Origin of the sequence: Streptomyces sp. NBC_00659, from assembly GCF_036226925.1 — a bacterium.
Taxonomy (GTDB): Bacteria; Actinomycetota; Actinomycetes; order Streptomycetales; family Streptomycetaceae; genus Streptomyces.
The window spans coordinates 3,408,509-3,421,965 of sequence record NZ_CP109031.1 but is presented as its reverse complement, the minus strand read 5'-3'; the positions used below and the strand labels follow the sequence as shown (position 1 = coordinate 3,421,965).

At 71.3% G+C, this 13,457-nt stretch carries 12 protein-coding genes; 4 read left to right on the top strand and 8 right to left on the bottom strand.

The window, feature by feature from the left end:
• Window positions 1–95: 95 nt before the first annotated feature.
• Together OG410_RS14805 and OG410_RS14800 are read left to right on the top strand one after the other, a co-directional pair.
• Window positions 96–1,400: an ammonium transporter gene (locus OG410_RS14805; RefSeq protein ID WP_329299570.1), complete on the top strand. Its 1,305-nt coding sequence runs from the start codon at window positions 96–98 to the stop codon at window positions 1,398–1,400.
• Entirely contained in the window at window positions 1,397–1,735 is a 339-nt protein-coding gene (locus tag OG410_RS14800; protein ID WP_329299569.1) for a P-II family nitrogen regulator, read from the top strand. Before OG410_RS14805 ends, OG410_RS14800 begins: the two co-directional genes overlap by 4 nt.
• Here OG410_RS14800 and OG410_RS14795 read toward each other — a convergent pair.
• The 4 genes from OG410_RS14795 to OG410_RS14780 all read right to left on the bottom strand — a co-directional run bounded on the left by OG410_RS14795 (window position 1,629) and on the right by OG410_RS14780 (window position 6,067).
• On the bottom strand, window positions 1,629–2,654 hold the full coding sequence (locus OG410_RS14795) for a WxL protein peptidoglycan domain-containing protein (protein ID WP_329299568.1): 1,026 nt from the start codon (window positions 2,652–2,654) through the stop codon (window positions 1,629–1,631). The genes OG410_RS14800 and OG410_RS14795 overlap by 107 nt on opposite strands.
• Before the next feature lie 123 nt (window positions 2,655–2,777).
• Window positions 2,778–4,106 (bottom strand): beta-xylosidase, encoded by a 1,329-nt coding sequence (locus tag OG410_RS14790; protein WP_329299567.1) that lies wholly within the window; start codon window positions 4,104–4,106, stop codon window positions 2,778–2,780.
• Between the two features lie 326 nt (window positions 4,107–4,432).
• A complete protein-coding gene (locus tag OG410_RS14785; RefSeq protein WP_329299566.1) occupies window positions 4,433–4,909 on the bottom strand; it encodes a hypothetical protein in 477 nt (158 codons plus the stop codon).
• Between the two features lie 303 nt (window positions 4,910–5,212).
• Window positions 5,213–6,067, bottom strand: coding sequence for a helix-turn-helix transcriptional regulator (locus OG410_RS14780; RefSeq protein WP_329299565.1), 855 nt, complete (start codon window positions 6,065–6,067; stop codon window positions 5,213–5,215).
• A gap of 119 nt (window positions 6,068–6,186) precedes the next feature.
• Between OG410_RS14780 and OG410_RS14775 the strand changes: the two genes are divergently transcribed.
• Window positions 6,187–7,065 carry an NAD-dependent epimerase/dehydratase family protein gene (locus tag OG410_RS14775; RefSeq protein WP_329299564.1) on the top strand — a complete coding sequence of 293 codons (879 nt, stop codon included), beginning with the start codon at window positions 6,187–6,189 and terminating at the stop codon, window positions 7,063–7,065.
• 78 nt (window positions 7,066–7,143) lie between these two features.
• Here the strand turns inward: OG410_RS14775 and OG410_RS14770 are convergent, their stop codons facing one another.
• From OG410_RS14770 to OG410_RS14755, 4 genes are all read right to left on the bottom strand, one after another.
• Complete coding sequence (locus tag OG410_RS14770; RefSeq protein WP_329299563.1) at window positions 7,144–8,406, bottom strand: MFS transporter; 1,263 nt, start codon at window positions 8,404–8,406, stop codon at window positions 7,144–7,146.
• The gene (locus tag OG410_RS14765) at window positions 8,403–9,707 is read right to left on the bottom strand and encodes a GH1 family beta-glucosidase (protein ID WP_329299562.1); all 1,305 of its coding nucleotides are present in this window, start codon (window positions 9,705–9,707) and stop codon (window positions 8,403–8,405) included. Before OG410_RS14765 ends, OG410_RS14770 begins: the two co-directional genes overlap by 4 nt.
• Window positions 9,708–9,835: 128 nt before the next feature.
• Window positions 9,836–10,102 (bottom strand): protealysin inhibitor emfourin, encoded by a 267-nt coding sequence (locus tag OG410_RS14760; RefSeq protein ID WP_329299561.1) that lies wholly within the window; start codon window positions 10,100–10,102, stop codon window positions 9,836–9,838.
• Between the two features lie 55 nt (window positions 10,103–10,157).
• Window positions 10,158–11,228, bottom strand: coding sequence for a M4 family metallopeptidase (locus OG410_RS14755; protein WP_329299560.1), 1,071 nt, complete (start codon window positions 11,226–11,228; stop codon window positions 10,158–10,160).
• Window positions 11,229–11,548: 320 nt separating this feature from the next.
• On the opposite strand from OG410_RS14755, the gene leuA reads away from it, so the two are divergent.
• On the top strand, window positions 11,549–13,300 hold the full coding sequence (gene leuA / locus OG410_RS14750) for a 2-isopropylmalate synthase (protein ID WP_329299559.1): 1,752 nt from the start codon (window positions 11,549–11,551) through the stop codon (window positions 13,298–13,300).
• Window positions 13,301–13,457 lie beyond the last annotated feature (157 nt).

The window sequence follows — 13,457 nt, the reverse complement described above, 5'->3', positions numbered from 1 at the left end:
ACACATCGGAAACGCGGGCGAACGCAACCGGAAACGCGCGCCCACGACGCTCTGACGGCGCCCCCACCTCGTGCCCCCACTCCGTTGGAGAGACCGTGACTCTGGCCGCTTCCCGGATCGACAGCGGCGACACAGCCTGGCTGCTCGCCGCCACCGCGCTCGTGCTCCTGATGACCCCCGGCCTCGCCCTGTTCTACGGCGGCATGGTCCGCGCGAAGAGCGTGCTCAACATGCTGATGATGAGCTTCGTATCGATCGCCCTGGTCACCGTGGTGTGGCTGACCGCCGGATACTCCCTCGCGTTCGGTCCGGACGCGTTCGGAGGGCTCGTCGGCGGGCTGGAGCACGCCGGGATGGCCGGGCTCGGGCCGGACAGCGTCCGGGGGAGTGTCCCCACCCTGCTCTTCGCCACCTTCCAGCTCACCTTCGCGATCATCACCGCCGCGCTGATCAGCGGGGCGGTCGCCGACCGGGCGAAGTTCGGGGCCTGGCTCGTGTTCGTGCCCGTCTGGGCCCTGCTCGTATACGTTCCCGTCGCGCACTGGGTGTGGGGCCCGGGCGGCTGGATCCGCGAGGGACTCGGCGCCCTCGACTTCGCGGGCGGTATGCCGGTCGAGATCACCTCGGGAGCCTCCGGGCTCGCGCTGTGCCTGGTGCTCGGACCGCGGCTCGGATTCAAGAAGGACGCCATGCGGCCGCACAACCTGCCCATGGTCATGCTCGGCGCCGGTCTCCTGTGGTTCGGCTGGTTCGGTTTCAACGCCGGGTCCGCCCTCGGCGCCAACGGTCTGGCCGCCGCGGCCTTCCTCAACACCCTCGCCGCCGGCTGCACGGGCCTGCTCGGCTGGCTCCTCGTCGAACAGCGCCGCGACGGCCACCCGACCACCCTGGGCGCGGCCTCGGGCGCGGTCGCCGGTCTGGTGGCCATCACCCCGTCGTGCGGGGTGGTGTCCCTGCTGGGCGCGCTCGCCGTCGGGCTCGCCGCCGGCGCCGTCTGCTCGTACGCCGTGGGCTGGAAGTTCCGGCTGAACTACGACGACTCGCTGGACGTCGTCGGTGTCCATCTGGTCGGCGGGGTCATCGGCACGCTGCTCATCGGCGTCTTCGCCGTCCACGGGATGACCGGCGGGGCCGAGGGGCTGCTGTACGGCGGAGGGTTCGGGCAGTTCGGCCGGCAGCTCGTCGGGGTGGCGGCCGTCGGGGGGTACGCGTTCGCCGCCACGTACGGCATCGGCACGGTGATCGACCGGCTCATGGGGCTGCGGGCGGAGGAGGAGCACGAGCGGACCGGCCTGGACCTTACGGTGCACGCCGAGAGCGCCTACGATCACGGGGTCCTGGGCCACGGCGCTCCGGTGTCGTCCCTTCCCGCCACGCAGAAGGTCAAGCCCCAGGTATGAAGCTCATCACCGCGATCGTCAAGCCGCACCGACTCGACGAGGTCAAGTCCTCCCTCCAGGAGCTCGGTGTGCACGGGATGACCGTCACCGAGGCCAGCGGGTACGGGCGTCAGCGCGGGCACACCGAGGTGTACCGCGGCGCCGAGTACCAGGTCGACCTGGTCCCGAAGGTCCGGATCGAGGTCGTCGTCGAGGACGCGGAGGCCGACGCGGTCATCGACGCGGTGGTCAGGGCCGCGCAGACCGGGAAGATCGGGGACGGAAAGGTGTGGTCCGTACCCGTGGAGACGGTCGTCCGGGTACGGACGGGCGAACGCGGGCCCGACGCACTCTGAGCGTCACCACGGCCGCGGCGGCCGCGGCCGCCGTCAGCACGGCCACGAGCCACGGCAGCGCGAGGAACGACACCCGCGCCGACTCCCTGGTCCCGGCCGCGCTGGCCGTCAACGTCACGTCGCCCCAGTCGAGTTGGGGAGCCCCGTGCCAGGGCGCGGTGAGCCGGACCCGCTGTCCGGGGAGCAGTTCCGAGGGGATGCCGTCGAGCTCGCGGGACAGCAGGGTCCGCCCGAAGAGCCCCTCGGCCCTCAGCCGGACCTTCGGGTTCAGCGTGACGTTGCCCGTGTTGTGGAGGGTGTACGAGACGGTGGCCGTGCCGGGGCCCGTGCCGGGGATGAGCGGCTGGTGGTGGGTGAGGCGGACCTTCTCCACCGCGAGGGCGGGGACCGTCGGCCCGCCGACCCGGAGATAGACCCGGGCCGCGACGGCGCGGCGCACCCCGACCGAGAGGGAGCCGGAGCCCTTCTCGATCCGTTCGTCGAGCGCCACCAGCGCGCCCGGATGATCGCCCGGTTCGGCCCGCTCCGGAACCCGCAGGGTGAACGGCACGGTGACCTCGCCGTGCGCGGGCACGGTGACCCGGGAGCGCGCGGGCCGGGCCCATGCCCCCACCCCGCGCTGCTTCTCCGCCAGGGTGCGCACGGCGAAACCGCCGTCGCGGGCGGTGTTGTAGGCGTCGGCGGCGTACAGCCGGAACGTCAGCGGACCATCGGTCTTGTTGGCGACGGTGACCTTGTCCCGGAGGGTCTGGCCGGGGTCGGCGGAGAGATAGAAGTACGGCCGCGCGGCGATGCGCGAGGAGACGGGGTAGACCGACCAGCTCCCGTTGTCGGCCGCGTACGAGGGCGTGGCCATGAGGGTCACGAGGGCGGGCAGGACCAGGAACACGCTCAGGAGGAGGGCGTACGGCTTGCGCATGGGTGCGGACCCCCGCGGACGGCATCGGCGGACTGGCGGCTGTCGTCGTGACAACCCCTGCGTGGACGGGCGGGTGCGCGCCCGGCCACCGGGGTGCGGACGACCGGTCGAGGTGCGGACCGGTCAGCTGAGCGTCAGCGTGAGCACACCGGAGTAGGAGCCGGGAGGCGTGAACTCCGGTACGTTCAGCGACAGTCCGGCGTCGACGGTGAACTCACCACCGGTGAGGGTCCCGTTGGGGGTGGACGCCAGGGTCGCTCCCGAGATGCCGACCGTGCCGGACGAGCCGGCCTGGCAGGTGCTCGGGCTGCCGGCCTTGGTGACGCAGGCCGGGGTCCAGCTCAGGGCACCGGCGCCGATCTTCGCGCCGGGGCCGGTGAAGTCGGTGACCTTGCCGGTCAGGGACCAGCCCGCGGGGCCACCGCGGAAGTCCTTGACCGTCACCGTCCGCAGCGCGCCCGTGGAGGCACCGCCCGTGCCGTAGTCGACCGCCGACAGTGCGACGGCGTCCCCGGCCTGGGCCATCGACAGGGTTCCCGCCCTCACCGTGGTGGTGAGTTTCTGGCTGCCGTCGGGGACGGGTGTGTTGTCGACGACGACATACGCGGCGGGACCCGCTCCGGTGTCCGGGTCCCAGCTTCCTCCCTCGTACGCGACCACGCCGGTCGTCGTCTTGTCGTTGACGACGAGCGAGCCGCTGAAGGAGCCCTGGGCGTTCGCTGTCACGGTCGCCGTGTCGGCGGTCTGGGTGGTCCCGGACCGTCCGGCGAGGGTGACGCTGGCACCCGGGGTGAAGTCGCTTCCGGTGACGGTCACGCTGTCACCGGGGTTCCCGGAGGCCGAACCGAGCTGGATGGCCCGGGTGTTGGTCTGTCCGCCGCCGGTCGCGGTGACCGTCTCCGACACCGGGGCGGGCGGGTTGGTGACCGTGCACGGGGTGTCCAGTTCCAGGATGTAGCTGGTGTGGATGTTGTAGTCACCGGGCGAGAGGGTGATCGCGCCGGGCGCCGTGACCGTGAACGTGCCGGTCATGGAGAACGACGGGAAGGCGCCCCGCCCCGGCACCGGGTCGTTCTTCTTCGGCCCCGCGACCGTGACGCTGCCCGTCTGCGCCCCGCCGACGGTGACCTTGCCGGTCGGCGTCATGATGTCGGCCGGCAGGGCGAGGTCGGTGGGGTTGCTCGCGGCGGGCGTGACCACCGTGTAGGTCACGGTGACCGTGTCGCCGACCTTGGGACTCCCGTTGTCCACCGTGATCTTCGCGGTGGTGGTGCCGTCGATCGGGGGGAGACCCGCGATCGCCGGTGGGATGCAGTGCGTGGCGAAGTCCACGTTCACGGGAGCGGCGCCGGCCGGGGCGGCCAGCGCACCTCCCGCGGTGAGCGCGAGTACGGTCGCCCCGAGCAGTGCCGCGAGGCGGCGTCTTCGGGTTGTCGGACCCGTGGTTGACATGGCTGTTGCCCCCTCCTGAGGGATGCGGGCGCAGCGGCTCTTCTGCGCCGCCAGGGGGACATTGATGTGCTGGTCGTGTGAGAAGTCAATGGAGTCCCGGTGCAGTGACTGATGGCCCATCAGTTTCTGTCATGGTCAGCAACTGGGTTCGCTGGATGCGGAGTTGGTGAATCGCGAGACGGCCGCGGAGAGCCGAACCGGGTGGGCCTGCCCGAGTCGGACCTGGCCGGGCCGGGCCGATTCGAACCTGGCCGGGCCGAGTCGGACCGGGCCGGTGTCGCTGCGCGCGGGCGGCACCGGCCCTCTTCACGCCGGGGCTCGGTGGATCAGTCGAAGACGAACGGGCCCGGGGACTGCGGAGCGTCCGCCGTACAGGTGATCGTGATGCCGTAGATGGTCATCTTCAGTGAGCCACCGTAGAACTCCAGGCTGTCACCGGAGGCGACGGTGCCGTCGAGGGGGCCCACCGACACTCCGCTGCCGGCGGCCATCGCCGGGTTCTTCTTGCCGCTGAACGCGGTGGTCCCGCCGTTCGCGTTCACCAGGGAGAGGGTCGAGGTGACCGAGTCCGCGGCGATGGGGATCGGGGCCGTGATGGCGGTGGAGCTGAGGGTGATGGTCGCGGCCGTGCCGTCCTGGGTGGCCGTGAGGGTGGCCGCACCGCCGCCACCGATGGTGCAGGTCGCGTTGATGGTGGCCGACTGGGGAGTGACGGCCGCGGCGGCCGGCGCGAAGGCCAGACCGGTCGCGGCCAGGGTGCCGACGGCTAACGCCGAGACCGTTGCGAGTCGCTTGCCTCTCATCGAAATCCCTTCCCTTGTGGGGGAATTGCCATGTGGGGATGGTCGGGACGGAGCCGTCCGCCCTGGTCCGGGCACACGGGCTCCTCACCTCTGTGCCCGGTGAGGGTGCGGGGAGACGTGTACGCGGACCGTCCGCTCGTGGGGTGCGGGACGCCGTGCGGAGGCGTAACTGACGGTCCGTCGGAACGTGCGGTTCCATTGAGTCGCGGGTGCCTCACGATTGCAAGGGAAGGGGACCCTTTCCTTCAACGGTTGGGAAAAGTGGCCGAAGTTGGCTCCCGGGCCCGGGGCGGGCGCCCGGCGTCACCTCGGACCGGTCGGCGGCCCGGCGGCCGGAGCCATGTTCTGCAGGCCCACCACGCGCAGCAGCCGGAGGCGCTCGTACGACTCGGTGCCGGGGCGCGCCGTGTGGACGATGAGCTGCTGGTGGTCGCCGGAGCTGAGCAGGAGCTCGCAGTCGAGTTCCAGCAGACCCACCGTGGGATGCAGGAACCGCTTGGTCGCGGCGCGCCGCACCGCGACCTCGTGGGACTCCCAGAGGAGCGCGAACTCCTCGCTCGTGGAGCGGAGTTCGGCCACCAGGGCGGCGGGGGCCGGGTCGTCGGGGCGGGCCGCGGTGACCGCGCGCAGGTTGGCGACATGAGAGCGGGCGTGCTCGGGGCGGTCCTCGGGAGGGCAGAGGGCACGGGCCCGTGGGTCGGTGAAGAACCGCCGTACGAGATTGCTCCCGGCCGTCGCCTCGCCCGCCAGTGCCACCGCCATCGCGTTCTGCGCCAGCACGTCGCCGTAGTCGGTCATGACCATCGCGGGCGCGTCGTGCAGCCGGTCGAGGATCAGGAGCAGTCCGGGGCGGACGTGTGCGGAGGCGCTCGTGGCGCGCGGCGGTTCCTCCCCGGCCAGGTGGAAGAGGTGGTCCCGCTCGTCGCCGGTGAGCCGCAGGGCCCGCGCCAGCGCGCCCAGCATCTGACGTGAGGGATGCGGCCCGCGCGCCTGTTCGAGCCGGGTGTAGTAGTCCACGGACATGCCGGTGAGCGCCGCCACCTCCTCGCGGCGCAGGCCGGGGGTGCGGCGCCGGGAACCGGCCGGGAGCCCCACGTCGGAGGGCTCCAGCCGGGCGCGGCCGCGGCGCAGGAAGTCGGCGAGCTCGGTTCGGTTCACCCCTCCAGCGTGACGCAGGCCGGCGGTCCCATCCAGGGACCGCCGGTCCCTGGATCAGGAGGTCTCTCCCGCCCCGCCCGGTACGGGGGGACGGTGGAGGCCGACGAGAGGAGCAGATCATGCTGACACTGGTGACCGGAACCACCGGCGAGGTCGGACGCCGCTTCGTACCCCGCCTCCTCAAGCAGGCACCCCCCGGCGACCGGGTGAGGGTCCTGGTCCGGGACGAGTCCCGGGCGACGGCTCTGGCAGACCTCGCCGGCCCCACCGGCCTCGGGGTCGAGATCGCCGTCGGGGACCTGCGCGACTCCGGGACGCTCGGCAAGGCCCTCGTGGGCGTCGACGCGGTCGTGAACATCGCCGCCGCCTTCCGCGGAGTGCCCGACGAGGAGGCCCGGTCGGTCAACCGCGATGCCGCGCTGGAGCTGGGCCGCGCCGCGCTCTCCTCCGGAGTGCGCAGGTTCGTGCAGGTCAGCACCAATCTGGTGTACGGGAAGGGTCGGGGCCGCTCGCTGACCGAGGACGACCCGACCGTCCCCGGTGCCGAGATGTGGGGTGCGTACCCGGAGTCCAAGAAGGCGGCGGAGGACGGTCTGCTCGCCCTGGAGGGCGACATGGACGTCCGGATCGGCCGCCTGGCCTTCGTCTACGGCGAGGGCGACCCCCATCTCGCCGCGTCGATGACGTGGGCCGCGCACTGGGCCGCCGGCCGACGGCTCCAGATGGTCCACCACGCGGATGTCGCCCAGGGCCTGTGCCGCCTGCTGTACGCCCCGGGGGTGGACGGCAACCGGATTTACAACATCGCCGACGACGCCCCCGTCACCACCGTCGACCTCCACCTGATCAACGGCGTCGAGGTACCGCCCGCCCTGTACGAGCTCACGGACCCGGACCCCTGGCACGGCATCGTGTCCACCGATCGCATCCGCCACGACCTGGGCTTCCGCCCGGTGTACCCGTCCCTGTGGACGGCCAGGGACGCCGGAGCGCTGTGACCGGGCCCTGTGACCGGGCCCTGTGACCGGGCCCTGTGACCGGGCCCGGGGGCCGTCCCGGGGATCCGGGCCGGTCCCTCAGTCCACCCCCTTGATCCGCACCACCAGCACCGCCCCCGCGAGGCCGATCACGGCCGCGACCAGGTACAGGACCCGGTAGCCCCCCAGGTACGTCACGATCGGGGCCGCCAGCACGGGGGCCGCGACCTGGGGGAGGGCGTTGGCGATGTTGATGACGCCGAGGTCCTTGCCGCGGTCGAGGGCCTTCGGCAGGACATCGGTCATCAGGGCGAAGTCGACGGAGGTGAAGACACCGAAGCCGATGCCGAGGACGGCCGCGGCGGCGATCGCGCCGGGCCAGGTCTGCCAGGAGGCCAGCGCCGCCGTGGCCACCGCCATCAGGACGCCGGACCAGATCACGAACGGCTTGCGGCGGCCGAGCCGGTCCGACCAGACCCCGCCCACCACGACCGTGGCGAGGAGCGTGATCCCGTTCACGGCGGTGAGGACGAGAACCCCCTGCTCGGGGTCGTCGAGGCGCAGCCTGTCACGCAGGTAGTAGAGCAGGTACAGCAGCACGAGGGCGTTGCTGAGGTTGATCAGGAAGCGGGTCAGCCAGGCCCACGCCAGGTCGGGGTGTTCGCGCGGACTCAGCCGGAAGGAGGCGAGGAAGGCCCGCCCCGACCAGGGCGGCCGGGCCGACACCGGCAGCCGCAGGTCCTCGTGGCGCAGTACGTACGGCAGGACGCCCACCAGGGTGAACACCGCGCACGCCGCGTACCCGCCGCCGATGCCCCCGGCGACCGTCGCGAGCCCCGTGCCGCCGACCACGCCGAGGATCTGCGCCGCCCCCAGCCAGCCGCCCACGCTGCCGCGCTGGAGCCGCGGCACCCGGTCGGGCACGGCCGCGGTGACGGCGGCGAACGCGGCGTTCAGGGTGAGCTGGACCAGACACCAGCCCGCCGCCATCGTCCAGACGCCGCCCGCGCCCGCGAGGAGCAGCAGGGACAGCGCGCCCCCGGCCGCTCCGGCCACGATCCACGGCGTGCGGCGCCCCCACCGTCCGGTCGTACGGTCGGACAGCGCGCCGAAGAGCGGGTTGGCGACCAGCGACACGACCGCGCCCGCACCTGTCACCCAGGCCAGCATCGTCTCCTTGGACATGCCGGTGCCGGGAGCGAAGTCCTCCGCCTGGGAGGCGAGGAGGATCTGCAGCGGGCCGTACCAGCCCACCCAGATCGCCCCGTTGGCGAGCGAGAGCGCCGAGGTCCAGCCCCGGCCGACCCGTTCGACGGGCTCGGCGAGCGCGGGCAGGGGCGCGACCCTGTCGGCTGCGGTCATCTCTGCGCCCGCAGGGCGTCCCGCAGCCAGTTGTACGAGGCCTTGGGAGTCCGTTCCAGCGTGTCGTAGTCGACGTGCACGAGACCGAAGCGGCGCTCGTACCCCTCCGCCCACTCGAAGTTGTCCATCAGCGACCACACGAAATAGCCGCGTACGTCGACGCCGTGCTCCAACGCCCGGTGCAGCGCCCGGACATGACCGTCCAGGAAGGCGATCCGCTCCTGGTCGTCGATGCCGTCGTAACTGCAGCCGTTCTCGGTGATGACGACGGGCGGGAGCCGGTCGCCGTAGCGCTCGCGGAAGCCGACCAGCAGTTCGGTGAGCGCCTCGGGCACCACCGGCCAGCCGAAGTCGGTGACCGGGTACCCCTCCAGCTCCTTGACGGTGAAGGGCAGTTCGGCGGGCAGGGTGAGTCCGCCGAACTCGATCTCGGCTCCCTCGGGGGCGCCCACCTTCGTCGGCTGGTAGTAGTTGATCCCGTACCAGTCGACCGGCTCGCCGATGATCTTCAGGTCCGACTCGACGTCGCCGGGCATCAACTCGCCGATGCCGTCGGGGTAGCGGCCCAGTAGGACGGGGTCGGCGAAGAGCCGGTTGAGCAGGAGGTCGTAGAAGTCGGCCGCCTCCACATCCTCGGTACGGTCCGAGGCCGCCCAGGTCGGGCCGTGCGAGTTGGCGATCCCGATGTCGCCCGCCCCGGCCGCGCGCAGGGCCCGTACGGCCAGACCGTGGGCGAGGAGCTGGTGGTGGGCCACCGGCAGGGCGTCGAACAGGAGCCGCTTGCCGGGGGCGTGCGCGCCGAGCGCGTGCCCCAGCAGGGTGTGCTCGGCGGGCTCGTTGAGGGTGATCCACTTCTTGACGCGGTCGCCGAGGCGTCCGGCGACGACCGAGGCGTACTCGGCGAACCGCTCGGCGGTGTCCCGGTCCATCCAGTCCAGCTCCGCCGGCAGATCCCAGTGGAAGAGGGTCGGCACGGGCCGTATGCCGGCCGCGCACAGCGCGTCGGTCAGGCGGTCGTAGAAGTCGAGGCCGCCGGGGGAGCTCACCCGGGGCCAGGAGACCGAGAAGCGGTACGCGTCCACGCCGAGGCCGGCGAGGAGCGCCACGTCCTCGGGGTAGCGGTGGACGTGGTCGCAGGCCACCGCCGCCGTGGAGCCGTCCTTGATGTGTCCGGGCCCGGCGGTGAAGGTGTCCCACACCGAGGGGGCGCGTTCGGCCACGGCGCCCTCGATCTGATGGGCCGAGGTGGACACGCCCCAGAGGAAGCCGTCCGGGAACTGCGGGAGGGGGTTCGTCGCCATGGGCGATCATCTGTACCCGCGGTAACGGAAGTCAACGGGTCGGCGTGAACCCGCGGCCGCCGTTCACTCACCGCCCCGGGACATCCCTCGTCACGCCCCTTCAGGCCCCCTTCTTCAGGCCCCCTTCTTCAGGCCCCCTCCTTCAATACGCGGGAGATCAGCTCGCGCTGGTCCTCCGTGAGTACCGGGTCGGCGGCGTGGACGGTCCTGCCGTCCACGGTGATCTCGTAGTGGAAGCCGTCCGGGACGCCGGCCGGGGGCGTGTTCCGTCCGGCGGCGAGTGCCCGCTGGGCCAGGGCGTGCCACTCGGGGGCGTCGGGCCGTGCCGAGGTGTCCACCCCGGCACGGCGCTCGATGCCCGCGAACCCGCCCGTACGCCGCACTTCGATACGCATGGGGTCCTCTCTGGTACGAGTCGGGCGCCCGGGGCCGTGACGCTTTCCGCCGGGCCTACGCGGACGGCACTCCGACCTGTTCCCAGGCCTTCGTCACCGCCTGCAGTTCCTCCCCCTCGTTGTACCGGGTCCGGGCGGCGGCGAGCGTGAGCCGCGCGAAGTCCGAGAAGAGGGCCTGCTCCGGCAGCTCCCCTCCGGTCAGCACGTCGTACCAGATCTGTCCGGCCCGCTCCCACGCGTGGCCGCCGAGGGCCTGGGCGACGAGGTAGAAGGCGTGGTTGGGGATGCCGGAGTTGATGTGGACGCCGCCGTTGTCCCGGCCGGTGCTGACATAGCCGTCCATCGTCCCGGGCTGCGGGTCCCTGCCGAGCACGTCGTCGTCGTACGCGGTGCCCGGCGCCTTCATGGAGCGCAGGGCGGTGCCGGTGACCCGCGAGGCGAGCAGCCCGGCGCCGATCAGCCAGTCGGCCTCGCCCGCGGTCTGGCCGAGCGTGTACTGCTTGATCAGCGAGCCGAAGACGTCCGACATGGACTCGTTCAGGGCGCCCGGCTGGCCGTAGTAGGTGAGGTTCGCCGTGTACTGGGTGACGCCGTGGGTCAGCTCGTGGCCGATGACGTCGACCGGGAGGGTGAAGTCGAGGAAGATCTCGCCGTCGCCGTCGCCGAACACCATCTGCTCGCCGTTCCAGAAGGCGTTGTTGTAGTCCCTGTCGAAGTGCACGGTGGCGTCGAGCGGCAGGCCCTCACCGTTGATCGAGGTGCGCCCGTAGGCGTTGAGGTAGAGGTCGAAGGTCGCGCCGAGGCCGGCGTAGGCGCGGTTGACCGTGGCGTCCTTGCCCGGCTTGTCGCCCTCGCCGCGGACCTTCTTGCCCGGGAGGTCCTGGCGGTGGCGGGCGTCGTAGATCGTGCGGTGCGGCGCGTTGTCGGGGGCGCCCGCGGGCGGGGCGACGGCGGGCGCGCCGATGACGGTGGTCAGCCGGCGGTGGGTGCGCTCGTAGGCGTCGCGCTCCAGGGTCTGGCGCGCGGGACCGGAGAGCGCGGGGTCCTCGTGCCGGGCGAGCCGGTCGAGGACATGGGGCGGAACGATGGTGCAGTGGACGGGCTCGAAGCCCCCGTTGGTCGTCATGCCCGGCACCCTTGCACTGAGTGATGTGTATGTCACTACGTGCAACCATGATTGGTGAAATGGGGGGATAAGGAGCCGGAGATTCCGGCTGGAAGTGGTATGGCGCACGTTTTGTCCCTTTCGGGGCGCGTGATCCCGCATACTGATACAGCCCTCCGTACGGAGCGCGGCTCCGCTAGGCTGCGGAGCATCATGCGTTTCGGGCTGCTTCTCCTTAGCTGCCGCGGCGAGGGCCTGTAGTCGAGGCCGACCCCCTCCCCGCGGAGTCTGGCGTTGCGCCGTCGGCCGTCCTTTCGGACATCCTGAGGAGCCCACGCATCATGGCGAACAGCCACAGCAGCGAGCAGACCCGCGCCAACCGTCAGCGGCCCACGTCGATGCCGGTCCACAAGTACGGCCGGTACGACCAGGTCGACATCCCCGACCGCGACTGGCCGAACAACCGGATCACGGTCGCCCCCCGCTGGCTCTCCACGGATCTGCGCGACGGCAACCAGGCACTGATCGACCCCATGTCGCCCGCGCGCAAGCGCGAGATGTTCGACCTGCTGGTCAAGATGGGCTACAAGGAGATCGAGGTCGGCTTCCCGGCGTCGGGCCAGACGGACTTCGACTTCGTCCGCTCGATCATCGAGGACGAGACCGCGATCCCGGACGACGTCACGATCTCCGTACTGACCCAGGCCCGCGAGGACCTGATCGAGCGGACCGTCGAGTCGCTGAAGGGCGCCAAGCGCGCCAACGTGCACCTGTACAACGCGACCGCCCCGGTCTTCCGCCGCGTCGTCTTCCGCGGCTCCAAGGACGACATCAAGCAGATCGCCGTCGACGGCACGCGTCTGGTCGTCGAGTACGCGGAGAAGCTGCTGGGTCCCGAGACCGAGTTCGGGTACCAGTACAGCCCCGAGATCTTCACCGACACCGAGCTGGACTTCGCCCTGGAGGTCTGCGAGGCGGTCATGGACGTCTGGCTGCCCGGTCCGGGCCGCGAGATCATCCTCAACCTGCCCGCCACGGTGGAGCGTTCGACCCCCTCCACGCACGCGGACCGCTTCGAGTGGATGGGCCGTCACCTGTCCCGCCGCGAGTACGTGTGCCTGTCGATCCACCCCCACAACGACCGCGGCACCGCCGTCGCCGCCGCCGAACTGGCCCTGATGGCCGGCGCCGACCGCGTCGAGGGCTGCCTGTTCGGCCAGGGCGAGCGCACCGGCAACGTCGACCTGGTCACCCTGGGCATGAACCTGTTCTCGCAGGGCGTCGACCCGCAGATCGACTTCTCCGACATCGACGAGATCCGCCGTACGTGGGAGTACTGCAACCAGATGGAGGTCCACGCGCGCCACCCGTACGTGGGCGACCTGGTCTACACGTCCTTCTCCGGCTCCCACCAGGACGCCATCAAGAAGGGCTTCGACGCGATGGAGGCCGACGCGGCCGCCAAGGGCGTCACCGTCGACGACATCGAGTGGGCCGTCCCGTACCTGCCCATCGACCCGAAGGACGTCGGCCGCTCCTACGAGGCCGTCATCCGGGTCAACTCGCAGTCGGGCAAGGGCGGTATCGCGTACGTCCTGAAGAACGACCACAAGCTGGACCTGCCGCGCCGGATGCAGATCGAGTTCTCGAAGATCATCCAGGCCAAGACGGACGCCGAGGGCGGCGAGGTCACGCCGAAGGACATCTGGGCGACCTTCCAGGACGAGTTCCTGCCCAACCCCGGGAACCCGTGGGGTCGTATCCAGGTCAGGACCGGCCAGTCCACCACGGACAAGGACGGCGTCGACACCCTGACCGTCGAGGCCACGGTCGACGGCACGGACACCGTCCTGAGCGGTACCGGCAACGGTCCGATCTCCGCCTTCTTCGACGCCCTGCAGTCCATCGGCGTCGACGTACGCCTGCTGGACTACCAGGAGCACACGATGAGCGAGGGAGCCTCCGCGCAGGCCGCCTCCTACATCGAGTGCGCGATCGGCGACAAGGTCCTGTGGGGAATCGGCATCGACGCGAATACGACACGTGCCTCGCTGAAGGCCGTCGTCTCCGCCGTCAACCGCGCGGCCCGCTGACCTCTTTCACCTGGTTCTTTCCGGCCCCGTCCGCCTTTCGAGGCGGGCGGGGCCCGGTCGTATCCCGGCCAATCCATGTGCAGGTCACGAGCAGGTCTCGTCCCAGGTACTGACTACACCTCAACAATGTGGCTAACATCACGCCAGCGCGGCGATG

What these genes read in the sequence shown, in the direction of transcription:
- OG410_RS14800 (WP_329299569.1), top strand. Translation starts at nt 1,397, where the DNA reads ATGAAGCTCATCACCGCGATCGTCAAGCCGCACCGACTCGACGAGGTC.
- OG410_RS14795 (WP_329299568.1), bottom strand. Translation starts at nt 2,654, where the DNA reads ATGCGCAAGCCGTACGCCCTCCTCCTGAGCGTGTTCCTGGTCCTGCCC.
- OG410_RS14790 (WP_329299567.1), bottom strand. Translation starts at nt 4,106, where the DNA reads ATGTCAACCACGGGTCCGACAACCCGAAGACGCCGCCTCGCGGCACTG.
- OG410_RS14785 (WP_329299566.1), bottom strand. Translation starts at nt 4,909, where the DNA reads ATGAGAGGCAAGCGACTCGCAACGGTCTCGGCGTTAGCCGTCGGCACC.
- OG410_RS14775 (WP_329299564.1), top strand. Translation starts at nt 6,187, where the DNA reads ATGCTGACACTGGTGACCGGAACCACCGGCGAGGTCGGACGCCGCTTC.
- OG410_RS14770 (WP_329299563.1), bottom strand. Translation starts at nt 8,406, where the DNA reads ATGACCGCAGCCGACAGGGTCGCGCCCCTGCCCGCGCTCGCCGAGCCC.
- OG410_RS14765 (WP_329299562.1), bottom strand. Translation starts at nt 9,707, where the DNA reads ATGGCGACGAACCCCCTCCCGCAGTTCCCGGACGGCTTCCTCTGGGGC.
- OG410_RS14760 (WP_329299561.1), bottom strand. Translation starts at nt 10,102, where the DNA reads ATGCGTATCGAAGTGCGGCGTACGGGCGGGTTCGCGGGCATCGAGCGC.
- OG410_RS14755 (WP_329299560.1), bottom strand. Translation starts at nt 11,228, where the DNA reads ATGACGACCAACGGGGGCTTCGAGCCCGTCCACTGCACCATCGTTCCG.
- leuA (WP_329299559.1), top strand. Translation starts at nt 11,549, where the DNA reads ATGGCGAACAGCCACAGCAGCGAGCAGACCCGCGCCAACCGTCAGCGG.